Source organism: Mesorhizobium sp. M0870 (assembly GCF_040319775.1).
Classification (GTDB): Bacteria; Pseudomonadota; Alphaproteobacteria; order Rhizobiales; family Rhizobiaceae; genus Mesorhizobium.
On sequence record NZ_JAMYOI010000027.1, the window covers coordinates 75,141 to 96,427 of the forward strand.

Genomic DNA, 21,287 nt, shown 5'->3' on the forward strand with positions numbered 1-21,287 from the left:
CTTATAATTCGAACATACCGGAAGGATCGAACCTATGGACATGATGGCAAACCTTCCCGTCGCGATGATCGGCGCCGGCCCGGTCGGGCTGGCAGCCGCGGCGCATCTGGTCGAGCGCGGCATCACTCCGCTCGTCCTGGAGCGCGGCGAAAGCGTGGGTGCGGCGCTGCTCGATTGGGGCCATGTGCGGGTGTTTTCGCCATGGAAATACAACATCGATACGGCGGCGCGGGCGCTGCTCGACCGCTCCGGCTGGACGGCGCCGGACAGCCAGGGCCTGCCGACCGGCGGCGAGATCGTGCGCGATTATCTGGCGCCGCTTGGCCGGCTTCGCGCGATCGCCGCCAATTTGAAGCTCGGCGCCGAGGTCACAGCGATCACCCGTCAGGGACACGACAAGGTCGCCAATGATGGCCGCAAGGACGCGCCCTTCGTCATCCGCTATCGCGATGCCGGCGGCGAACACCGCGTTCTCGCGCGCGCCGTCATCGACGCGTCCGGAACATGGTGGCGGCCAAATCCGATCGGCGTCGACGGGCTGCCGGTTTCCGGCGAAGGCGAGGCGTCGGCACGCATCGCCTATGGCATTCCCGACGTGCTCGGCAAGGCGAGAGAAGACTATGCGGGCAAGCGCATCCTGGTCATCGGCGGCGGGCACTCGGCCATCAACGTCGCGCTGGCGCTGATGGAGCTGCAGGATGCGGCGCCTGGCACCGAAATCTTCTGGGCGCTGCGCCACGCCAGCATCGAGAGATTGCTCGGCGGCGGGCTGAACGACCAGTTGCCGGAACGCGGCGCGCTTGGGCTGGCGGCCAGGCAGGCGATGGCGGATGGCAGGCTGAACATGCTGGCGCCCTTCGCCGTCAACGGCATCAAGACGCAGGGCAAGGGGCTTGGTGTCGATGCCAGCCTGGGTGGCAAGCCGTTCAACCTGGCCATCGACCGCATCGTCGTCACCACCGGCTTCAGGCCAGACCTGTCGTTCCTGAGCGAAATCCGCATCGCGCTTGATCCCGCCGTCGAGGCGCCGCCGGCACTGGCGCCGCTGATCGATCCAAACTTCCACTCATGCGGCACGGTTCCCGCGCATGGCATTGCAGAGCTCGCCCATCCCGAACCGGGCTTCACCATCGTCGGCTCGAAATCCTACGGCCGTGCCCCGACCTTCCTGATGGCGACCGGCTACGAGCAAGTCCGCTCGGTGGTCGCCGACATTGCCGGAGACCATGCCGCGGCCCGCGAGGTCCGGCTGGTGCTGCCGGAGACCGGCGTGTGCAGCGCCGTCGGTGTCGCGACGGTAGCGGCAAGCGCCGGCTGCTGTGGCGGGCCCGCGCCGGCCGCTGTCGATGCCTGCTGCGTCAGGGATGCGGACGCCAAGGCAACCGGCGCATCGGGTTGCGGCTGCGCAACCGCGCCGGCCACCGAGACGCGAGAGGATATGGCGGTCGGCGCCGATGCCTGAACGATCCGTCCTGCGCAAGGCGATCTGGGCGCTTGGGCTGACCCAGATCATTGGCTACGGCACGCTCTACTACAGCTTCTCGATCCTGGCGCCGGCAATGGCTGGGGAGTTCGGGCTCACGGAAGGCTGGGTGTTCGGCGCGCTGTCGGCCTCGCTGTTTGCCGGCAGCCTGTTCGCGCCGACTGCCGGGCGGTGGGCCGACCGCTTCGGCGCCGGCCGCATCATGACCGTCGGCTCGGTGGCGGCAGCCGTGGCGCTGGCGCTGTGCGCCGTCGCGCCCGACCGCGTGAGCTTCGTTGTGGCCTTGCTGGCGATGGAACTGGCCTCCAGCTTCGTTCTCTACAGCGCCGCCTTCGTTGCGATCGTGCAGATCGGGGTTCCCCGACCGCAGCGCAGCATCACCCATCTGACGCTTATCGCCGGGTTCGCCTCGACCCTGTTCTGGCCGCTGACTTCGGCGCTGCATGCGCATCTGACATGGCGCGAGGTCTATCTTTTGTTCGCCGCTCTCAATCTCGGCCTATGCCTGCCGATCCACGCGTGGCTGATGCGCCTGTCGCGCCGCCATGCAGCAGTCATGCCGCAAGAGCGCGGGTCCGCCCCCGATGAAGCGGGCACGCGGCTCGATGCGCGGCGCGGCCGGACCGCCTTCCTGCTCATGCTGGCGGGGTTCGCCACCGAGGGCTTCGTGCTGTCGGCGATCCTCATCCACATGGTGCCGCTGACGGCGGCGCTGGGGCTCGGAACCGCAGGCCTCTTCGTCTCGACCCTGTTCGGGCCGGCGCAGGTCGCCAGCCGGTTGATCAACATGCTGTTTGGCGGGCGGCTGCAGCAGACGCACCTCGCCGTCATCGCCGCATCGCTGATCACAGCAGGGCTGTGCGCACTGCTCCTGACGACGCCATGGCTGCCAGGCGCTTTCCTGTTCGTGTTGCTGTTCGGCCTTGGTTCCGGCCTCACCAGCATCGTCGGCGGCACCTTGCCGCTCGAACTCTTCGGCCGCGAGGGCTATGGTGCGCGGCTCGGATGGGCGAGCGCTGCCCGTCAGTTCACCTCGGCCTTCGCGCCGTTCGCGCTCGCCTTCATGATGGCGCGGACATCCGTCGCCAATTCGCTGTGGGTGCTGGTGGTCGTCGCCGCGAGCGGCGTGATCGCCTTCCTCGCCATCGTGCTGCTCAGACGGCGGGGCGGCCTGCCAGCGTTCGTGACCCATCTCGCGTGACTTGGCACCTGGCGCCGATCATGATGGTCTGCAAAAGGGTCCGGAACGCTGAGAGTGGGGATCGACCGCAATCCCTTTTGCATCTACCGCAGTGTACTGCCGACGGAAACCTGGCTCTTAAGGAGCGCCGGGAAGACCGGCTCAACATCCAATGCGTCGCGGGGTTCCCGCTACCCGCGGTCACAGTGAACCAGGTGGAATCTTATGCAGAATGATTTTGTATTCAAGACCGGGTCAGCAAAACGAACGTTGGGATGGTTGGTCTGTCTGGGTGCCGCGGGCGCATTGGCAGCCATGATCTATGGTATTTTCACGCATCCCGAAGCGCAGACCCCGGCCGAGCTTTGGTCCGGAGTGGTCATCGGTGTTTTCCTTGTCGGTCTCATGGTGGCCGGGATTGCTGTCCAATACGCACGTTGGAGCATCGAAGGCGAAAACATCATCTACCGTCGTCTCTTCAGAAACAAAACGATCCCACTCTCCGAGTTGGCAGGCTTTGGACAAGTCATTGTCGTTGTCGTCGTCATTCCTTTCGTCCATGTGGATCTTTACGATCGCGAACTGAAGCTCATCGCGCGGCTTCCGGTAAGTCTCAAGGATTGGCCTGAAGCGGAAGCACGGCTTGCAGCGCGTTTGCGCTATGTCGTCAATGACGGAAGCCCCGCATTGCCCAAACGGAGGTTCGTCGATACACCGAAAAAGAAGCATGTCTTATAAGGCGTGACATCAATGCCTGAGAATCTTGCTCAGGAAAGCGCGGCTGCGGTCGGTCTTGGGGTGTGAAAAGAACTCGTCCGGCGTACCGCTTTCGACGATGGCGCCGGCGTCCATGAACACCACGCGCTGGGCGACCTTGCGGGCAAAGCCCATCTCGTGCGTCACCACCATCATGGTCATGCCTTCCTCGGCGACCGCCACCATGACGTCGAGCACTTCGGAAATCATCTCGGGATCGAGCGCCGAGGTCGGCTCGTCGAACAGCATGATCTTGGGCCGCATGCCGAGGCAACGCGCGATCGCCACGCGCTGCTGCTGGCCGCCGGAGAGCTGTGCGGGATAGGCATTGACCTTGTCGGCGAGGCCAACCTTGGCCAACAATTCACGGCCTGCTTTTTCAGCCTCGGCACGCGGGATCTTGCGGACATGGATGGGGGCTAGCGTGACGTTCTCGAGTGCCGTCTTATGCGGGTAGAGGTTGAACGACTGGAAGACGAAGCCGATCTCGGTGCGCAGCTGCGTCATGTTGGTGGCGGGGTCGCCCAGGCGTTGGCCGTCGACGACGAGGTCGCCGTTCTTGATCGCCTCCAGGCCGTTGACGCAGCGGATCAGAGTGCTTTTGCCCGAGCCGCTCGGGCCGCAGACGACGACCACTTCGCGCGGCTCGACGCTGAGCGTGATGTCCTTGAGCACGTTGAGCGAGCCGAACCATTTGTTGACGCCGCGAAAGTCGATCATACCGGTCTTGGCAAGGCCCGTTGTGGTCATGTTTTCTGGACCTTTGGGGTTGGAAGTCACAACTGCACCTCGCCATGTGCCGCGCCCATGCGCTGCTCCAGCCGACGGGCCAGCATGATCAGCGGATAGCATACGATGAAATAGCCGACGCCGACGAGGAAGAAGACCAAGAGGCCGTTGGGCACACGCTGCACCACCAGCCAGCCGACGCGGGTGAGGTCGGTGAGACCGATGGCGGAGACGACCGAAGAATCCTTGATCAGCAGCACATATTGCCCGACCAGCGGCGGCAGCACGATGCGCATCGCCTGCGGCAGCACCACCTGGCGCATGCGCTGCCAGCGCGACAGGCCGGACGCCAGCGCCGCCTCGACCTGGCCGGTCGGCACCGAGCGGATGCCGGCGACGACGATCTCGCAGATGAAGCAGGCGGCCAGATTGGTCAGCGCGATGATGCCGGCGGTGAAGGCGTCAAGCTCGATGCCGAACTCCGGCAGGATGAAGAAGATCAGGAAGATCTGCACGAGGAACGGCGTGCCGCGGATCAGGTCGACCCAGGCCCCGATCAAGCCCGAGATCAGCTGGTTGCCGCCGGTGCGCAGGATGCCGAGGCCGAAGCCGAGCAAGGTGCCGAGCACAAGGCTGATCAGCGACAGCATCACGGTCATGCCGAGGCCGCGCAGGGCCAGCGGATAGGAGCCGGCGAGGCTTTGCAGTTGTTGCCAGATCATGTCCGCGCCCCCGCCGTGCCGAGCCAGCGGCTGGAGACGCCAGCCAGTCCCTTCAGTCCGTAATAGAGCAGCAGATAGAAGGCGGCGATGGTGAGGAAACCTTCGGCCGGCATGAAGCGGTCGGAGGCGAGCAACTGGCCGGCGCGCGTCAGTTCGGCAACCGAGATCAGCGACAGAAGGGCGGAATCCTTGACCAGCACGATGGCTTGGCCAAGCAGAGGCGGGATCGTCACCTTGAAGGCTTGCGGCAGGACGACAAGGCGCATGCGCTGGACATAGGTCATGCCCGAGGCGACGCTGGCCTCGACCTGGCCGCGCGGGATCGACAAGATACCGGCGCGAATGATTTCAGCGATATAGGCACCGCTGTTCAACGACAGCGCGAGGATGCCGACGACGAGTTCCGGCAGGACGAAGCCGAGCCGGGGCAGGCCGAAATAGAGAAAATAGAGCTGCGCCAGCAAGGGCGTGGCGCGCACCGCATCGATATAGGCCTTGGCCGGCACACGAAACAGCCAGCCGCGCTGCAGATTCATGGCGCACAGCACGATGCCGACGATGAGCGCCCCTACAAAGGACAGCGCCGACAGCCAGACGGTCGTGATCAGGCCCTGTCCGAACAGCGGCAGGTATTCGACGATGGTGCGGAAACTGAAATTTTCGAGCATCGTTGGGTGCAATCCCCAGAGTGCAGGAAACGACGGATGAAGCGAAATTCCAGGCGGTTCGCGGCGCTTGAGACGCGCGCGAAACCGCCTGGGTTTTATCGCTGCTTAGTGGTCTTTCTTCCAGGCGTCGGAATTGACCCAGTAGTCGAGGTTCTTCTGCAGGCGACCGTCGATGGTGACCTGGTTGAGGAACAGGTTCATCCAGACCAGCAGGTCCGGCTCGTCATAGCGGGTGGCGAAGGCAAGCGGCTCCTTCGACAGAAGGTCCGGCATGATGGTGAAGCTGCCGGCCGGATAGGCGGTCGACTGGCCCTTGACCGCCGAGACGTCGTTGACGCCGCAATCGGCCTGGCCGTTGTTGACGGCGTCGAGCAGCAGCGGACCGCCGCCCTTGTAGCTCTTGATGTCGGCGTCGGGGAAGGCTTTCTTGGCTTCCTTCTCGCCGGTGGCGCCGAGCAGCACGGCGACCTTGGTGCCCTTGGCCTTGCAGTCTTCGGTGGTCTTGAACTTGCTGTCGGCCTTGGTGAAGACGGTGCTGCCGGTGTACATGTAAGGCGTGGTGAAGGCGACCTTCATGCCGCGCGCCAGCGTCGGTGTCATGTCAGCGACCAGAAGGTCGGCCTTGCCTGACAGCAGCGCCGGGATCAGACCATCCCAGTCGAAATCGAGGAAGGTGATTTTCACACCCATTTCCTTGGCCATCAGTTCGGCCAGTTCAACCGAACTGCCGGTGCGTTCGCCATTGGCGCCAACCAGCGAGAAAGGGGGTCCCTGGGTCTGCACGGCGACACGCAGTTCGCCGCGCTTGGTGATGTCGTCCAGTGTTCCGGCTGAGGCAGCAGTGGTAAGGCCGGCGAGCGCAAGTCCGGCGATGAAAAGCTTGGCAATCTTCATTTGGTAGTCCTCCTTGTTTTATTGTTCCATGTCTTCGTTGTTTTTCACCCTTTGGGGTGCTTTTTGAGCGGCAGCGCCGTTGCCGGCGGCAGCCACCGTTCGAAAATCCTCAGTCCCAGGCCACCGTCTCGGTGACCTTGATGCCGCGTCTGGCAAGCTCGTCGAAGAAGGGTTCGTCGGGCACGTCCAGCAGCGGGTTGAGCAGGCCGGGTTTGGTGATCTCGCCACGCGCCAGCATCTGCGCCACGATGCTGGCGGGATAGCCGACGCCGAGGCTCATGCCGAACAGGCCCGAAGCCAGGTCCCGCTCGATGATCAGGTCCGACGTCACCGTCTTGGCGCGGCCGCCTTCGAGGCCGGAAAAGACATTGCGCATCACGCACAGGTCCTTCTCGCCGGGACCATATTGCAGTTGCGGGCCGAGCAGCCGGCCGAGGAATTCGCGCGGGCTGTTGGAGGTGCCGGGCACCTTGTCCTCAGAGAGGAAACCGAGCTCCTTTAGCGGCGCCCAGAAGGCCGACCATCCCGGCCAGCGCAGCGTGTAGCGGCCGGAACGGCGCAGACCCTTGGCTGCCTCCAGCATCTCGACATAATGCAGCGCATCGCCATTTGGGAACGCTTCCAGCCTGCCCAGGCCCGCGACCTCGATCTCATGGATGAAAGGGTTTTCGTGCTGCTGGCCGGCCGGCACCGCGACGCGCTTTCCGCCCTCGATCATGACGCTGTCGCGGTTCTGGCTGACCAGGACCATGTCGAAATTCCAGCTCACCTTGTAGCACAGCGGCTTGGCCATCGCCTTCGGCTCGGGGATGCCGCCGCAATAGGAATCGATCGCGGTGATCGAAGAGAACTGCCTGGCGGCGCGCGCGTAGAGTACGAGGTCGATGCCGGGGTCGAGCCCGCATTCGGTCATGATCGAGACGCCGGCTTGTTCGGCGGCCGGCGCCAGATCGGCGATCGACTTGGCGTAGTTGGTGGTGACCAGCGGCGTGCGCGTGGCGATCGCGGCCTGCACCGCCTCGCGCATCAATGGCTGCGGCAACAGGTCGATGACGGCGTCGACATCATCAAGCACATTGGCCAGCGCCGGGCCGATCGCGCCTTCAGGCACGACGAAGCGCACACGGGCAAGATCGGTCAGGCCGGCAAGCCGGGCCGGGCCATCCGCTGCGGTGTCGACGCAGACGATTTCCTCGACGCCGTCGCTGGCAACAAGGTCGGCGATTGCCGCCCGGCCTTGCAGGCCGAGGCCGCCGAGTACCGCGATCTTCATGCCGGCTCCTTGCGGTCGTCCGACCAGCAGCCTTCCGGCAGGCTGACCCATTTGTTGCAGGACGCCATGACGACGAAGGTTTCGCTGCGCACGACTTCGCCGGGCTCGCCGGCACCCGGGATCAGTTCGCTAGTGACGCGGTAGAGGTCGGCGACGTCACCCGCCACGGTTACGTCGACGATGATGTCGAAGCGCCCGGTGACGACCGAGGCCGAGTTGACGAAGGGCAGTTCGGCAATGCGCTGCGCCAGTTCGCGGGCCCGGCCGCGCCCTTGGGCATTGATGCCGACAATGGCCGAGATCAGCTCGGGACGCTCGGTCAGATTCAGCAGGCCGACGATCTTGAGCAGGTTGCGGTCGAGCAGGTTGCGCAACCGCGTGCGCACCGTCGGCACCGAAATCGCCAATATCTCCGCGATGCGGTTGATGCCCGGCTGTGCATCCTGCGACAGCTGTTTGACCAGCCGCCGATCGGTCAGATCGAGATGTTCTCGCAAAGTCCCCGTCTTTCACAAAAGGAAAAAACTTTGGCGATTTTTTTGCCAATGTGCAAACAAGCTACGTCACGGATATTGGAAAAGCAAGGCAATGATTCAGCGCTACTGGTGATAGGTGGTCGCTGTCAGGGCTCAGACCAGCGCTGCCGCCAACAGTTTTGCCTGTGGCGTCAGCTCTTCGAAGCGGCGGGCGCAGAGGTTGAGCTGGCGCGTCGCCCAGTCGTCGGTCAGCCGCAGTGTGCGCACGGAACGACCCGCCGCACTTTCCGGCACGATGGCGATGCCGGCGCCTTGCGCGACCAGCCGGCAGACATTGTCGAGGCCAGGCACGCGGATGCGGACATGCAGATGGCCGCCAAGGCGGGCCGCCTGGCGCGTGATGTGCTCCTGCAGCGCATGGCCGGTGCTGAGGCCGACGAAAGATTCGCCGAGAACCTCAGTGAGGTTGACGGTGCGGCCTTCAAGGCCGGGCCGGTTCCGCGCGGCGATCACCACCAGCCGGTCGGTGAAGAACGGTTTCTGTTCGAGATGCGACAGGCCGGCCCAGGTTGCGGCGATGCCGAGATCGGCCGCACCATTGGCCACGGCTTGCGCGATCTCATGGCTGGGGCGCTCGTCGAGATCGATGTCGATCTGGGGATGGGCGACAAGGAAAGCCGGCAGGATGTCGCGCAGCAACTCGGCTGTAGCGGCGGTGTTGGCCAGCAGCCGGACGCGGGCGCGCAGGCCGGTGGCATAGGCGGCCAGATCGCCGGTCATGGCCTCGATCTGGTTCTGCACGGCGCGCGCATGATGCAGCAGCGCCTGTCCCGCCGGCGTTGGCACCACACCACGGCGGCGGCGCTCCAGGAGCGGCGCGCCGAGCCGCTCCTCCATGCCCTTGATGCGGGCGCTGGCCGACGCCAGGGCCAGGCCGGCAAGCTCGGCGCCATGGGTGATGCTGCCGCGTTCGGCCACCAGCAGGAACAGGCGGAGATCGACCAGATCGAAGCGCATTCTTTTGCTCCTGCGAATATTCAGCGCCCGGGAAGGCGATCGGCCCTCCAGCCTTCGTCCTGGCCGAAGGTTGGCAGCACAACTTCCACATTGTGATCGGCCGGGATCTTCGTCAAACAGTTTCGAAGGAGAATTGTGATGAACAAACGAACGTCAGGCCGGCTCGGCATTCTCGAAAGCACGGCGATCGTGCTGGCCATTGCCGTGGCTGGCCTTGCCATGGCGCCAGCGGGATCAGGCCTGCGGGGATGCGCGGCGACGGTCGTATCCACCAGCCGCGATGCGGCGCCGGCAAAGGCCGCCAGCCTGGATGCCGACGCAACCGATATGCTGCTGCATGACTGATCCCGCCTTGAAGATACGACCATGCTGAGCGCCGGCGTCCTCGCCTGGATCGGCGCCGTGTTCCTCGCCGCCGGCTTCGTCAAGGGCGTCGTCGGCATGGGGCTGCCGACCGTTGCGATGGGCCTGCTGGCGGTGACGATGCCGCCTGCGCAGGCCGCGGCGCTGCTGCTGATCCCGTCGTTGGTCACCAATCTCTGGCAATTGCTGACCGGCCCGTCCTTCGGCGGCCTGTGTAAGCGGCTATGGACGATGATGGCCGGCGTGATGCTCGGCACCGTTGCCGGTGCCGGGCTGCTGACCGGCACGCATACGGGCGCGGCTTCGGCCGGGCTGGGCGCCGCACTTGTGCTCTATGCGATCCTCGGCCTCGCCAAGGCCGGCTTCACCACGCCGGTGCGCCACGAAGCCTTGATGTCACCGCTGGTCGGGGTGGCGACCGGGCTGGTCACCGGCGCCACCGGCGTCTTCGTCATCCCGGCAGTGCCCTATCTGCAATCGCCGCGGCTGGAGAAAGAAGACCTGATCCAGGCGCTCGGCCTATCCTTCACCGTGTCGACGGCGGCGCTCGCCATCGGGCTGTTCAGGACCGGTGCCCTGGCGTCGCCGAGCGCGCAACTGGCGGGATCGGTCGCAGCCCTTGCGCCGGCGCTGGCCGGCATGTTCGCCGGCCAGGCATTGCGCCGGACGATGAGCGTCGAGACCTTCCGCACGGTATTCTTCGTCGGATTGCTGGCGCTGGGGGGCTATCTCGTGCTGGAGGCGATACACTAGGAGCATGCACGGTCGCCGACGAGTTTTTGTCGCGCGGCAATCGTCAGCCGAGACTGGCGCGGAGATCGGCGAGCGTGACCATGAGCGTCAACGGCTCGATCGGCGAAGGCTCAAATCCGACGGCCATATAAAAGGCCAACGCGTCCTCGGATATCGCATGGACCAGCATGCCTCGGATCCCCAGGATTTCAGAGGCCTTGAGAATTCGTAGACCGGCATCCCTTACCAGCGCACGACCGATGCCTCGACCGTGATAGGCTTGGTCTACGGCCAACCTGCCTAGCACTGCGACGGGGATCGGATCGGGCATGTTGCGCCGGAAGCGACCAGGAGCTTCGACCATCTTCACGCCGGCGCTGGCAATGGCGTAATACCCAATCGCACGGTTGCCGTCGCAGGTCACATAGGTACGCGACGCACCGCCCGCCTGGTTGGTGCGGGCACGTTTCTTCAGCCAATCGTCGAGCGAGGACATGCCCGATGAGAATTCGCCGAGTTCGTGATGATCGGCGAGCGGTACCGGAGCCGACAGGCTCACGCGGCGTCCCAGGGTGCCTTCGTTGTCATGGTGCGGCGCAATCGATCGTTTGGTTGCGGCGTCGCGTCGAGGCGTGCCAGAAACGCGGCGTAGACGTCCGGCTCTACGGTGAACACCAGGCGGTTGAGCAATGCTTCCTCGGCGGCGCGTTGCGACGCTTCGAGCATGAAGTCGGTGCGATTCTTGCCGAGCAATTCGGCTGCGCGGTCGATCAGATTGCGAAGTTCCGGCTTGACGCGGATGTTGAGCGGGACACTCTTCGGCAACCGACGGTGTGACGTTGGCATGGTAGCTCCTTCTCTGTGCATATTTAGCACACCGTAACGACATTGTCATTACGGTGTGCGGCTCGAAGGAGCATGCGATCCGCAGCAGACGCTATCGCACCACCAGAACCGGGATTTCCGTGTAGGACAGCACTTCCGCCGTCTGGCTGCCGAGAAGCAGCTTGCCCAGTCCGCGGCGGCCATGCGAGGCCATGACGATCAGGTCGCAGCGCAGGGCCTGCGACAGTTCCAGGATGGCTTCGGCGGGCCGCTTGTCCTCGACATGGACCACCTCCGCGGCCACGCCAACGGCGTCCGCCGACGCCTTGCATTTGGCGAGCACTTCCTTGGCATAGCGGCCTGCCTCTTCCTTGTAGGCGACGAGCTCATCGCCGGCGGCATAGCCGGCCATGGCGCCGCCCCAGGCGAAGATCGGGAATGGTTCCGAGACGGTAACGAAGGTGACGGAGGCGCCGAGGTCCTTGGCCAATGTCAGGCCGTGGGCAACGCCCTTGTCGGCCAGTTCCGATCCGTCCGTGGCGATGAGCAGATGTTTGTACATGATGATCTCGACTTGTTGTGCAAGGGCCCGTGCCCTTGTGGTGGCGGGAGCCTTGTAGAGGCTGGCCTTGATATAGTTGCGGCACCAGGATGATCACAGGGCCGGCCCGCCGCGGATCAAGGCCAGGCGACCACGCAGTTTTGTACCAAGCGGATTCCCCTTTGCCGCATCGTCGCTTAAGGTGCCGGACCACATCGAAAGGCATCTCATGAGCAGCGTGTATCCCCAAATCCACCTGGTCCGGCATGGTGAGACGGCATGGAGCCTTTCGGGGCAGCATACCGGCCGCACCGACATGCCGTTGACCCCGGTTGGCGAGGCCGCCGCGCGGGGCGTCGCGGATAGGCTCAAGGGCCTGTCCTTTTCGGCCGTATGGTCGAGCCCGTCGCAGCGCGCCTACAACACCAGCGTACTGGCCGGCTTCGGCGCGCAGAGCGTCAAGAAGGACGATCTGCAGGAGTGGGACTATGGCGCCTATGAGGGGCTGACGACAAAACAGATCCTGGCCGAGCGCCCCGGCTGGAATGTGTTTCGCGATGGTTGTCCAAAGGGCGAGATGGCGGCCGATGTGGGCGCGCGGGCCGACAGGATTATCGCCGGGCTGCGCGGGGCCAATGCCGGCATATTGGTGTTTTCCAGCGCGCATTTCTTGCGCGTGCTGGCGGCCCGTTGGATCGGCTTGCCGCCGGAGGGCGGCGCGCTGTTCGTGCTCGATACGGCCAGCATCAGCGTGCTCGGCTACGAGCATGATCTGACCGAGCCGGTCATCCGGAAATGGAACCAGAAGTAGAGCGGCTTCGGCCGGCGGTACCGCTCCGCCCTATCTGTCGAATTTCTTGATCGCCTCGGCGGTTACCGGCGTGAAGAAATTCACCAGATTGCCATCGGGGTCGCGAAACAGCAGCGAGCGATTACCCCAGGGCATTGTGGTCGGCTTTTGCACCGTTACATCCCTGAGTAGGTCCGAGAGCCTGGCGAATTCCGCATCGACGTCGCCGACGCGGAATTCGAGGATGGCCGTGTGGTTGTCGGCGGGGCGGGCGATGTCGCCGCCGAACAGCATCAAGGTGCGCGTGCTGCCGATTGCCAACGTGCAGGCAGGTGTCGCGAGTTCGGCGAAGTCTTCTGTGTACATAGTCACGGGCATGCCGGTGATCTCGCCATAGAAGCGCACGAGACGCTGGACATCCGACGTGATGATGCGGACAGAGACGAAATTCATTGTTTTGCTCCTGGATTGCTGGAGCCGCGGCCCGGCCCATGAGTCACCTATAGGCCAGGCCTCCTGACAGCTTCCTGTCAGGAGGTGGCGCGGATGCAAGGCCGCCGACATCGACGATACGCGGGGCTCACCCCGCCAGCAGCTCCAGTTCCTCCGGCGTCAAATGCCGTGCCGTACCCTTGGCGAGGTCGCCGAGCGGCAGGCGGCCGATAGCGATGCGGATGAGGCGCAGAACCTCGACGCCGTGCGCGGCGAGCAGGCGACGGATGTGGCGGTTACGGCCTTCGTCGAGGACGATCTCCAGCCAGGCGGTGCGGCCGCCGCTGCGCAAGAGTTCGATCGAACTGGCGCTCAGGGTCTCGCCATCGACGGTCACGCCGGCGCGGAATTTGTCCAGCATCGCTGCGTCCGGCACGATGCCGATCTGCACGTGATAGGTCTTGGGCAAATGCGAGGCCGGATCCATCAGCCGGTTGGCAAACCGGGTGTCGTTGGTCATCAACAGCAGGCCTTCGCTCGCCTTGTCGAGGCGACCGACCGGGGAGACGAAGGGCAGGTCGAGCCCTTCCAGGCAGGCATAGACGGTGTCGCGCTGTTGCGGGTCGTCGCGGGTGGTGACCAGCCCGCGCGGCTTGTTGAGGACGAGATAGACCTTGCACTCGGCAACCACCGGCCTGTCGTCGACAACGATGCGGTCGCGGTCGAGGTCGACGCGCAGGGCTGCATCGCGCACGACCTTGCCGCCGACACGCACGCGGCCTTCGGCGATCAGCACCTCGGCCTGCGTGCGAGAGCACAGGCCGAGCTTCGACAGCGCCCGGTTCAGGCTGACGCCGGGCGCCGCCTGCCTGCCGCTTTGTCGTGTCTGCCGTGGTGTCATGCTGCCGTCTGTGCTGGTGGAGCCGACAAATGCCACGGGCTGCAATGGCTTCGCAAGACGCGCTGCTGCAATCGTGCGCAAAGCAAGGGGGCAGTGGCGGCATCCGCGGTTCTTGGACCGGCGATATTGTCGCCGCCGCATCCGCGATAAACTTGCTTCGCATGAGTGAGTCTCTCGACATCTCGCCGATCACCAAGACCGTCGTCATCAGTGCCGAGCCGGCCAAGGTCTGGCGGATACTGACGATGCCAGAAATGATCCCGCAATGGATGTCCGACGAGGAGTTGACTGTCAGCCTGCAAGGGCATGCCGGCGGCGCGATCGTGATGCGCGGACTGCTGCACGGAATGCCGTTCGAGAACCATGGCACCATCCGCGCTTTTGAGCCTGAAAAGAGCTTCGCGTATGGCTACTGGAGCACGCTGTCGGCCTCGCGGCTGGCGGACGTGCCCGAAAACCACACCGTGGTCAGCTTCGATCTGACGCCGATGGGTGGGGGAACGACGCTGACGCTGACGCTCAGCGACTTCGCCGAACCGGCGATCCGTCCGCATGCCAATCTCTACTGGGGTCCGACCTTGCAAATCCTGAAGGCGGTCTGCGAGCGCGCTTGAAGGAGGGCGGGCGTCATCCCCGCGGACGGGTCGTCCGGCCCTTACTCTTTGGGGTGTCGGGCGAGAGCCAGCGCGCGGATGCGGTCGGCGGCGGCGCCGTCGACCGGGTTGTAGACGGTCAGGCTCAAATCCGGCCGGCCGTCGACCGCGAAGCCCGAATATTCCAGCTCGATATCGCCGAGTTCCGGGTGTTTCAGGCGCTTTGTCCCGTCGCCGTGGCTGAGCACGTCGTTTTCCCGCCACAGCGCGTCGAATTCCGGGCTGGCGCTGCAGAGCTCGTCGACGAGCTCGCGCACCTCGGAGACAGCGCCGGCGCGTGCCGCATCGGCACGGAACGAAGCGACCACAAAACGGGCCAGGTTTTTCCAATCGTGCTGCTTGGCGCGGATGACGGGGCGCAGGAACATGAAACGCAGGATGTTGCGCTCGCCTTCGGGCAGGGCGCTGTAGTCGGTCAGCACGACCCGCGCGGCGCGGTTCCAGGCAACGACGTCCCAGGTGGCGGTCCTGACTATGGCGGGGCTGGCATCGAGCGTGTCGATGAGGCGCTGCAGCCGGGGGCTGACGCCCTCGTCGCCTCTGTAGCGGACCTCGGGCGGGCGCCCCAGCCCGAGCATGAAAAGATGTTCGCGTTCCGCCTCGGTCAGCAGCAGCCCCTTGGCGATGCGATTGAGGACATCGGCCGAGGGTGCGCCGCCGCGGCCCTGCTCCAGCCATGTGTACCAGGTCGGGCTTATGTTGGCGCGCTGGGCGACCTCTTCCCGGCGCAGTCCCGGCGTGCGTCGGCGGCCCGAAAAGCCGAAGGAAGCCGGATCGAGCCGCGTGCGCCGGTCTTTGAGGAACGCTGCCAGCGAGCCGGCGGGATTGGAGGGCATCCTGTTAGTCATTATACCATGATAAGGTCACTACTTTAATAGGATATATAGACCAGCAATATTACGCAGGCAACTAGTGCAGGAGATTTTGCATGCGTATCTTTCTCACCGGCGCGACCGGTTTCATCGGTTCGGCGCTGGTTCCCGAACTCATCCAGGCGGGCCACCAGGTGGTCGGCGTGACCCGCTCCGACGCCGGCGCCGAGGCGCTGGCTGCCGCTGGTGCCGAGGTGCACCGGGGGACCCTCGAAGATCCCGAGGGGCTGCGCGACGGCGCGGCCAAGGCGGAGGCTGTGATCCACACGGCGTTCGACCACGATTTTTCGCGGTTTGCCGAAAATTGCGAAAAGGACAAGCGCGTCATCGCCGCACTCGGCGCCGCCCTGGCCGGCTCCGACCGGCCGCTGGTGATCACCTCCGGGGTCGGCATGGGCAGCCCCGGGCATGGCGAACTGGCGATCGAGGACGTCTTCAATCCCGACCACCCCAATCCGCGCATCGCCTCGGAGCTGGCCGGCAATGCCTTGCTGGGCGCCGGCATCAATGTGTCGGTGGTGCGGCTGCCGCAGGTCCACAATCCGGTCAAGCAGGGGCTTATCACGCCGCTCATCGAAATCGCGCGTGAAAAAGGCGTCTCGGCCTATGTCGGCGAAGGCCGCAACCGCTTCTCCGCGGGCCATCTCCTCGACGCCGCGCGGCTTTACCGGCTGGCCGTGGAAAAGCGGCAGCCGGGCGCGCGCTATCACGCGGTCGGTGAGGAAGGCGTCGAGGTGCGGGCCATCGCCGAGGCGCTTGGCCGGGGCCTGAAATTGCCGGTCGTTTCCATCGCGCCTGAAAGAGCGGCGGAGCATTTCGGCTGGATGGCGATGTTCGCGCCGATGGATCTGCCGGCCTCCAGCGCGCTGACCCAGCTACGGCTTGGCTGGCATCCGACCGGCCCGACGCTGATCGCCGATCTCGACGCCATGCGATACGCTGCTTGATCGACTGAAGCATCGGCGCTGAAGCTGACGATACAGGGGCCGGTAATCTTCAGTCAGATTGCCGGCCCTTCTGTACGAGGCGGTCAGCCCTCATCCAGGAGTAACTGCGTAACGCAGATGGACAAGTCCATGCGCCAGCGCTTCGCAGCTCTTCAGGGACAACTGCATCTTGCCCGGCAGGCCACTGTCGCCGAACTCGACGAAGGCCTGGTTCCCGGCGCGCCCGTCGAGCGCGGGCGCGACGAGAAGGCTCAGCTCATCGACGAGCCCGGCCGCAAGGAAGGAACCGTTGATGCCGGCACCGCCCTCGAGCAGCAGCCGGCGGATGCCGAGTTCGCTGCCGAGCACCTCGAGCATCGCCGCGAGATTGATGTCCGCCGCTTCCGACACGATATAGGATACGCCGTCGGCGGCGAGCTCGGCCAGGTGGCTGTCGGCGACATCATGCCCAAGCAGCACCACGACATGGTCGCCGCCGATGTCGGGTTTGGAAAAATGAAGCTTGCCCGAGACATCGAGCGCCACGGCATAACTGCCCGCATCCCTTTGCGCGAAATGATAGGGCCGGTCGACCTTGCCGGCATTGGCCGGCGGATGCGCGCCGGCCTTGCTCATCTCGGCCATGGTGACGCGGCCGACGATCCAGGCGTCAGCCGCGAGATCATTGTGGATATGCTCGTAGAGGCTCGACCACTCCGCCCGGGTCCCGTCCGGACTTGTCGTGTAGCGGCTTGGATGAAGGCTGCCGTCGAGTGATGCGAGCATATGGCAGATGATTTGCGGCTTCATACGGGTTCTCCAGATCACAAAAGCTTCGCGGGTCAATCCAAGGTAGTGCCGGGTCGAGGGAATGGAAGCCAGACGCCTCAGTGAGATGTCAGCCCGCAATCCAAAAATCCGACAATTCCGATAAATTGCCCGGCACCTCTGTTATATCGATGTTGCACAAACGGTTGGCGCTGGGTAGCATCCCTGCGCAGGCGTCGGTGGGAGGCTCTTTTTACAGCGGCGGCCAGCTGGAGCGGCATGCGTTTTCGGGCGCAGGGAGGATGCTCCACACTTTTAACCGACGCATGATCCTTCCTGAAACCGATCCGGTTTTCGGGTCGTGCGTTCTTGTGGAGGAGGATCCCATGAACAGACGTGAATTCCTGCTGTCGTCCGCGGCTTTCGGCGCCATGATGGTTGCCGCGCCCTCGGTGTTTGCGCAGGACAAGCTCACCATCCTTGGCTCGGTGCCCAGTCTCGGCTTTCCGTTCTTCGTGCACATGCTGAACGAGATCAAGGCGGAAGCCGCCACGCAAGGCGTCAATCTGACCGAAAGCGACGGCCAGAACTCGGCCACCAAGCAGACCGCCGACATCGAGGCCGCCCTGGTGCAGAAGGTCAACGCCATCGTCATCTCGCCGCTCGACGTCAATGCGCTGGCGCCGGCCATCGAGGAAGCGGTCAAGGCCGGCGTTCCCGTAGTGACGATCGACCGCCGCGTCGACGGCGTCGAGGGCATCCTCGCGCATGTCGGCGCCGACAATGTGAAGGGCGGCGAGGCGGAAGCCAACGCCGTGGTGGCGGCGTTCCCGAACGGCGCCAAGCTGTTCCATCTGCAGGGCCAGCCCGGTGCCGGCCCGGCGATCGACCGCAACAAGGGCGTGCACAATGTGCTCGATCCCTTGAAGGACAAGTATCAGATCGTCTTCGAGCAGACCGCCAACTTCGCCCGCGCCGAGGCGCTGTCGGTGACCGAGGCCGGCCTTGCCGCCAATGGCAAGCCCGACGCCATCGTCTGCGCCAATGACGACATGGCGCTGGGCGCCATGGAGGCCTGCGCCGCTCGCAACTTCACCGACGTCAAGATCTACGGCTTCGATGCACTGCCGGAAGCGCTGGTCGCGGTGCGCGACGGCAAGCTTGCGGGCACCGTCGAGCAGTTTCCCGGCGAGCAGTCGCGCACCGCGGTGCGCATCGCGGTGGCCTTTGCCAAGGACAAGACCGAGCCGAAGGAGAAGCTGGTGCTTTTGACGCCGATCGTCATCGGCAAGGACAATCTCGACAAGGCGGAGAGGATTGGCGAGACGAAGTAGGGCGATTTGGCAAGGCTGGCGGGACAGCGCCCCCCTCTGTCCTGCCGGACAGAGGGGGGCGTTCAAGCGCTGATGGAGCCGTGATGAACTGCAATCCGGGAGCAACCATTGTCGCCAGCTGAAGCCGCATCGCCCGAGCCCATCCTGCTTGCCGTCGAGGGCATCACCAAGCATTTCGCCGGCGTCACCGCGCTGAGCGATGTCTCGCTCGACATCCGCCCCGGCGAAATCCTCGGCCTGCTGGGCGAAAACGGCGCCGGCAAGTCGACGCTCTTGAAAATCCTCTCGGGCGTCATGCCGCCGTCGGGCGGCCGCATCACTTTCGACGGTGCCGATTATCATCCATCCAGCCCGCAGGATGCCAAGCGGCTCGGCATCGTCACCATCTACCAGGAACTGAGCCTGATCCCGACGCTGACTGTGGCGGAGAATATCTTTATCGGCCGCGCGCCGCTCGGTCCGCTCGGGCTGGTGAGTTGGAGGCGCATGGAGCAAGAGTCGCGCTCGATCATCGCCCGCGTCGGCCTCTCCATCGATCCGATGACGCCGGTGTCGGCGCTGTCGGTGGCCGAACAGCAGCTGGTCGAGATCGCCCGCGCCCTGTCGCTGAAAAGCCGGCTGATCATCATGGACGAGCCGACCTCGGCGCTGACCGAGACCGAGGTGCAGCGGCTGCTGTCGATCATGGGTCGGCTGCGCAAGGACAAGGTCGCCATCATGTTCGTCACCCACCGGCTGGAGGAAGCGTCCGCCATATGCGATCGCATGACGGTGCTGCGCGACGGGCGGCTGGCCGGGCATCTTAACCGCGAGGGCGGACCGATCGCGCTGCCCAAAATCATCGAGAAGATGGTCGGCCGCGCGGCGTCCGAGCTCTACGCCCGGCCGGCGCAGCGCGCGGTTGCCGGCGATGTCGTGCTGTCGGTGCGCGGCCTACGCACCGTGCGCGACCCCGAGGCGCCCCACGCCATCGTGCTCGACGGCGTCGACATCGACCTCAAGGCCGGTGAAATCCTCGGCGTTGCCGGGCTTGTGGGGTCCGGCCGCACGGAACTGGCGCGCGCCATCTTCGGCGCCGACCGCATCGCGGCCGGCACCATCACGCTCGACGGGAAGCCGATCGCCCCGGCATCACCCGCGGACGCCATTGCGCTCGGCATCGGCCTGCTACCGGAGGACCGCAAGCACCAGGCGATCTTTGCCGCGCTGGGCATCCTGCCGAATTTCTCCATCGCTTCGCTGGGCAGCTTCAGCAACGGTTTCGGCTTCATGGCCGAGCGGCGCGAGCGCGATGCGCTGTCCGGGTTTCGCAAGATGCTGTCGATCCGCATGGCTTCGGCCGAGCAGGCGATCGAAGGCCTGTCGGGCGGCAACCAGCAGAAGGTGATCCTGGCGCGCTGGCTGGCGCGCGATCCGAAAGTGCTGATCGTCGACGAGCCGACTCGCGGCGTCGATGTCGGCGCCAAGACAGAGGTGCACCAGATCCTGGTGCAGCTTGCGGCGCGCGGCATTGCGGTGATGATGATTTCGTCCGAGCTGCCCGAGGTGCTTGCGGTGTCGGACCGCATCGTCACCATGCGCCGGGGACGCATCACCGGCCAGATGCCGGGCGTCGAGGCAAACGAGGAAAGACTGATGGAACTGATGGCACTCGACCGCAAGGAGATACTATGAGCGTGGCGGGGGAACAGGATCAGCGCGGCGGTATCAACTTCGCGCGGCTTTTGATGAGCTTCGGGCCGCTGCTGTTCTTGGTGGCGCTGATCATCGTCTTCACGGTGCTGAAGCCGAGCTTCATGGACCCGATCAATTTGTTCAACATCACAAGGCAGATCTCGATCACCGGGCTGATTGCGCTCGGCATGACCTTCGTCATCCTCACCGCCGGCATCGACCTGTCGGTCGGTTCGCTGCTCGCCTTCTGCGGTATGGTCGCCGCCGTGGTCGCCAAGGGCGGCTCCGCCAACACGCTGTCGCTGTCGACGAGCGGCACGCAAGGGTTCGGCTGGTTCGCAGCACTCTTGGCCGCCGTCGTTGTGGGCGCTGCTGCCGGCGGGGTGCAAGGGCTTGTCATCACCCGGCTAAAAGTGCCGCCCTTCGTCGTCACGCTGGGCGGGCTGACGGTGTTTCGCGGGCTGACGCTGACCATCTCAAACGGCGGCCCGATCTCGGGCTTCGACGCCTCGATGCGCTGGTTCGGAACCGGGCTGATCGGCCCCGTGCCGGTGCCGGCGCTGATCTTCGCCGCGGCCGCCATCCTGTGCCACATCGTGCTGCGCTACACGCGCTACGGCCGAGCCGTCTATGCCGTCGGCGGCAATGCCGAGGCGGCAAGGCTGTCGGGCCTGCGCGTCGACCGCATCCTGATCTCGGTCTATGTCATCGTCGGCTTTTTTGCCGGGCTTGCCGCCTTCGTGCTGTCGGCGCGGCTGAACTCCTCCGAAGCAGTCGCCGGTATTGGCTACGAGCTGACGGTCATCTCGGCCGTCGTCATCGGCGGCACCTCGCTGTTCGGCGGCATCGGCTCTGTCGGCGGCACGGTGGTGGGCGCCGCGCTCATCGGCGTGCTGCAAAACGGGCTGCAGTTCAACAACGTCTCGTCCTACACGCAAAGCATCGTCATCGGGCTCATCCTGATCCTGGCGGTGGCGTTCGACCGGTGGCTGAAATCGCGGGTGAGAAGGTGAGGAGCAAAGGGGGAGGAGCGGTTGGCGCCCAGGCACCCCCCTCTGTCCTGCCGGACATCTCCCCCGCAAGGGGGGAGATTGGCAGCTTCGTCCTCGCCGCTTTCTCTTCAACGTTGAAAATTGGCGAAAGCAGTCATGACGTCCAATCTCCCCCCTTGCGGGGGAGATGTCCGGTAGGACAGAGCGACTATCTGGGGTGTCAAGTTGCAATTACGAACTCGTTGCGCGCATCGCGTGCTTTTGCATTGAGGATGACCAGGAGTTT

General features: G+C 64.8%; 25 protein-coding genes. 11 read left to right on the forward strand and 14 right to left on the reverse strand.

Annotation, left to right across the window (positions count from 1 at the left end):
• Positions 1-40: 40 nt before the first annotated feature.
• The 3 genes from NKH97_RS26515 to NKH97_RS26525 all read left to right on the forward strand — a co-directional run bounded on the left by NKH97_RS26515 (position 41) and on the right by NKH97_RS26525 (position 3,401).
• Complete coding sequence (locus NKH97_RS26515) at positions 41-1,462, forward strand: NAD(P)-binding domain-containing protein (RefSeq protein ID WP_502897094.1); 1,422 nt, start codon at positions 41-43, stop codon at positions 1,460-1,462.
• Entirely contained in the window at positions 1,455-2,684 is a 1,230-nt protein-coding gene (gene arsK / locus NKH97_RS26520) for an arsenite efflux MFS transporter ArsK (RefSeq protein ID WP_128305597.1), read from the forward strand. The genes NKH97_RS26515 and arsK overlap by 8 nt, the downstream gene beginning before the upstream one ends.
• 204 nt (positions 2,685-2,888) lie before the next feature.
• Complete coding sequence (locus NKH97_RS26525) at positions 2,889-3,401, forward strand: hypothetical protein (RefSeq protein WP_352551425.1); 513 nt, start codon at positions 2,889-2,891, stop codon at positions 3,399-3,401.
• A gap of 9 nt (positions 3,402-3,410) precedes the next feature.
• Here the strand turns inward: NKH97_RS26525 and NKH97_RS26530 are convergent, their stop codons facing one another.
• From NKH97_RS26530 to NKH97_RS26560, 7 genes are all read right to left on the reverse strand, one after another.
• The gene (locus NKH97_RS26530) at positions 3,411-4,169 is read right to left on the reverse strand and encodes an amino acid ABC transporter ATP-binding protein (RefSeq protein ID WP_023813258.1); all 759 of its coding nucleotides are present in this window, start codon (positions 4,167-4,169) and stop codon (positions 3,411-3,413) included.
• Positions 4,170-4,195: 26 nt separating this feature from the next.
• Positions 4,196-4,870, reverse strand: a complete 675-nt coding sequence (locus NKH97_RS26535; protein WP_023813259.1) for an amino acid ABC transporter permease — start codon at positions 4,868-4,870, stop codon at positions 4,196-4,198.
• Positions 4,867-5,538: an amino acid ABC transporter permease gene (locus NKH97_RS26540; RefSeq protein ID WP_023813260.1), complete on the reverse strand. Its 672-nt coding sequence runs from the start codon at positions 5,536-5,538 to the stop codon at positions 4,867-4,869. Before NKH97_RS26540 ends, NKH97_RS26535 begins: the two co-directional genes overlap by 4 nt.
• 105 nt (positions 5,539-5,643) lie before the next feature.
• Positions 5,644-6,432: an ABC transporter substrate-binding protein gene (locus NKH97_RS26545; RefSeq protein WP_352799083.1), complete on the reverse strand. Its 789-nt coding sequence runs from the start codon at positions 6,430-6,432 to the stop codon at positions 5,644-5,646.
• A gap of 109 nt (positions 6,433-6,541) precedes the next feature.
• Positions 6,542-7,705 (reverse strand): saccharopine dehydrogenase family protein, encoded by a 1,164-nt coding sequence (locus NKH97_RS26550; protein WP_352610828.1) that lies wholly within the window; start codon positions 7,703-7,705, stop codon positions 6,542-6,544.
• Complete coding sequence (locus NKH97_RS26555; protein ID WP_023813263.1) at positions 7,702-8,202, reverse strand: Lrp/AsnC family transcriptional regulator; 501 nt, start codon at positions 8,200-8,202, stop codon at positions 7,702-7,704. Before NKH97_RS26555 ends, NKH97_RS26550 begins: the two co-directional genes overlap by 4 nt.
• Positions 8,203-8,334: 132 nt before the next feature.
• Complete coding sequence (locus NKH97_RS26560; RefSeq protein ID WP_352551420.1) at positions 8,335-9,198, reverse strand: LysR substrate-binding domain-containing protein; 864 nt, start codon at positions 9,196-9,198, stop codon at positions 8,335-8,337.
• Between the two features lie 138 nt (positions 9,199-9,336).
• Between NKH97_RS26560 and NKH97_RS26565 the strand changes: the two genes are divergently transcribed.
• Both NKH97_RS26565 and NKH97_RS26570 read left to right on the forward strand, forming a co-directional pair.
• Positions 9,337-9,543 carry a hypothetical protein gene (locus NKH97_RS26565; protein WP_023813266.1) on the forward strand — a complete coding sequence of 69 codons (207 nt, stop codon included), beginning with the start codon at positions 9,337-9,339 and terminating at the stop codon, positions 9,541-9,543.
• A 21-nt stretch (positions 9,544-9,564) separates the two neighbouring features.
• Positions 9,565-10,314, forward strand: a complete 750-nt coding sequence (locus NKH97_RS26570; RefSeq protein ID WP_352799084.1) for a sulfite exporter TauE/SafE family protein — start codon at positions 9,565-9,567, stop codon at positions 10,312-10,314.
• Between the two features lie 43 nt (positions 10,315-10,357).
• Here NKH97_RS26570 and NKH97_RS26575 read toward each other — a convergent pair whose 3' ends face one another.
• From NKH97_RS26575 to NKH97_RS26585, 3 genes are all read right to left on the reverse strand, one after another.
• Positions 10,358-10,852 (reverse strand): GNAT family N-acetyltransferase, encoded by a 495-nt coding sequence (locus NKH97_RS26575; RefSeq protein WP_352799085.1) that lies wholly within the window; start codon positions 10,850-10,852, stop codon positions 10,358-10,360.
• Positions 10,849-11,139, reverse strand: a complete 291-nt coding sequence (locus NKH97_RS26580) for a type II toxin-antitoxin system TacA family antitoxin (protein WP_352799086.1) — start codon at positions 11,137-11,139, stop codon at positions 10,849-10,851. Before NKH97_RS26580 ends, NKH97_RS26575 begins: the two co-directional genes overlap by 4 nt.
• Positions 11,140-11,230: 91 nt before the next feature.
• Complete coding sequence (locus NKH97_RS26585; protein WP_352799087.1) at positions 11,231-11,680, reverse strand: universal stress protein; 450 nt, start codon at positions 11,678-11,680, stop codon at positions 11,231-11,233.
• A gap of 208 nt (positions 11,681-11,888) precedes the next feature.
• On the opposite strand from NKH97_RS26585, the gene NKH97_RS26590 reads away from it, so the two are divergent.
• The gene (locus tag NKH97_RS26590; RefSeq protein WP_352799088.1) at positions 11,889-12,470 is read left to right on the forward strand and encodes a histidine phosphatase family protein; all 582 of its coding nucleotides are present in this window, start codon (positions 11,889-11,891) and stop codon (positions 12,468-12,470) included.
• 30 nt (positions 12,471-12,500) lie between these two features.
• Here the strand turns inward: NKH97_RS26590 and NKH97_RS26595 are convergent, their stop codons facing one another.
• Complete coding sequence (locus NKH97_RS26595; protein ID WP_352799089.1) at positions 12,501-12,902, reverse strand: VOC family protein; 402 nt, start codon at positions 12,900-12,902, stop codon at positions 12,501-12,503.
• Between the two features lie 127 nt (positions 12,903-13,029).
• Complete coding sequence (locus tag NKH97_RS26600) at positions 13,030-13,782, reverse strand: pseudouridine synthase (protein ID WP_352799090.1); 753 nt, start codon at positions 13,780-13,782, stop codon at positions 13,030-13,032.
• A gap of 161 nt (positions 13,783-13,943) precedes the next feature.
• On the opposite strand from NKH97_RS26600, the gene NKH97_RS26605 reads away from it, so the two are divergent.
• Positions 13,944-14,396 carry an SRPBCC family protein gene (locus NKH97_RS26605; protein ID WP_352799091.1) on the forward strand — a complete coding sequence of 151 codons (453 nt, stop codon included), beginning with the start codon at positions 13,944-13,946 and terminating at the stop codon, positions 14,394-14,396.
• Between the two features lie 41 nt (positions 14,397-14,437).
• On the opposite strand, the gene NKH97_RS26610 is transcribed toward NKH97_RS26605, so the two are convergent.
• A complete protein-coding gene (locus tag NKH97_RS26610; RefSeq protein ID WP_352799092.1) occupies positions 14,438-15,271 on the reverse strand; it encodes a helix-turn-helix transcriptional regulator in 834 nt (277 codons plus the stop codon).
• A gap of 92 nt (positions 15,272-15,363) precedes the next feature.
• Here NKH97_RS26610 and NKH97_RS26615 point away from each other — a divergent pair, with 92 nt between their 5' ends.
• Positions 15,364-16,254 carry an SDR family oxidoreductase gene (locus tag NKH97_RS26615; protein ID WP_352799093.1) on the forward strand — a complete coding sequence of 297 codons (891 nt, stop codon included), beginning with the start codon at positions 15,364-15,366 and terminating at the stop codon, positions 16,252-16,254.
• A 90-nt stretch (positions 16,255-16,344) separates the two neighbouring features.
• Here NKH97_RS26615 and NKH97_RS26620 read toward each other — a convergent pair whose 3' ends face one another.
• Positions 16,345-17,043, reverse strand: a complete 699-nt coding sequence (locus tag NKH97_RS26620) for a RibD family protein (protein ID WP_352799094.1) — start codon at positions 17,041-17,043, stop codon at positions 16,345-16,347.
• 344 nt (positions 17,044-17,387) lie between these two features.
• On the opposite strand from NKH97_RS26620, the gene NKH97_RS26625 reads away from it, so the two are divergent.
• The 3 genes from NKH97_RS26625 to NKH97_RS26635 all read left to right on the forward strand — a co-directional run bounded on the left by NKH97_RS26625 (position 17,388) and on the right by NKH97_RS26635 (position 21,022).
• Positions 17,388-18,335, forward strand: coding sequence for a substrate-binding domain-containing protein (locus NKH97_RS26625; RefSeq protein WP_013530574.1), 948 nt, complete (start codon positions 17,388-17,390; stop codon positions 18,333-18,335).
• 108 nt (positions 18,336-18,443) lie between these two features.
• Positions 18,444-20,009 carry a sugar ABC transporter ATP-binding protein gene (locus NKH97_RS26630; protein ID WP_352799095.1) on the forward strand — a complete coding sequence of 522 codons (1,566 nt, stop codon included), beginning with the start codon at positions 18,444-18,446 and terminating at the stop codon, positions 20,007-20,009.
• On the forward strand, positions 20,006-21,022 hold the full coding sequence (locus NKH97_RS26635) for an ABC transporter permease (RefSeq protein WP_352443288.1): 1,017 nt from the start codon (positions 20,006-20,008) through the stop codon (positions 21,020-21,022). Before NKH97_RS26630 ends, NKH97_RS26635 begins: the two co-directional genes overlap by 4 nt.
• The last annotated feature ends 265 nt before the right edge of the window (positions 21,023-21,287 follow it).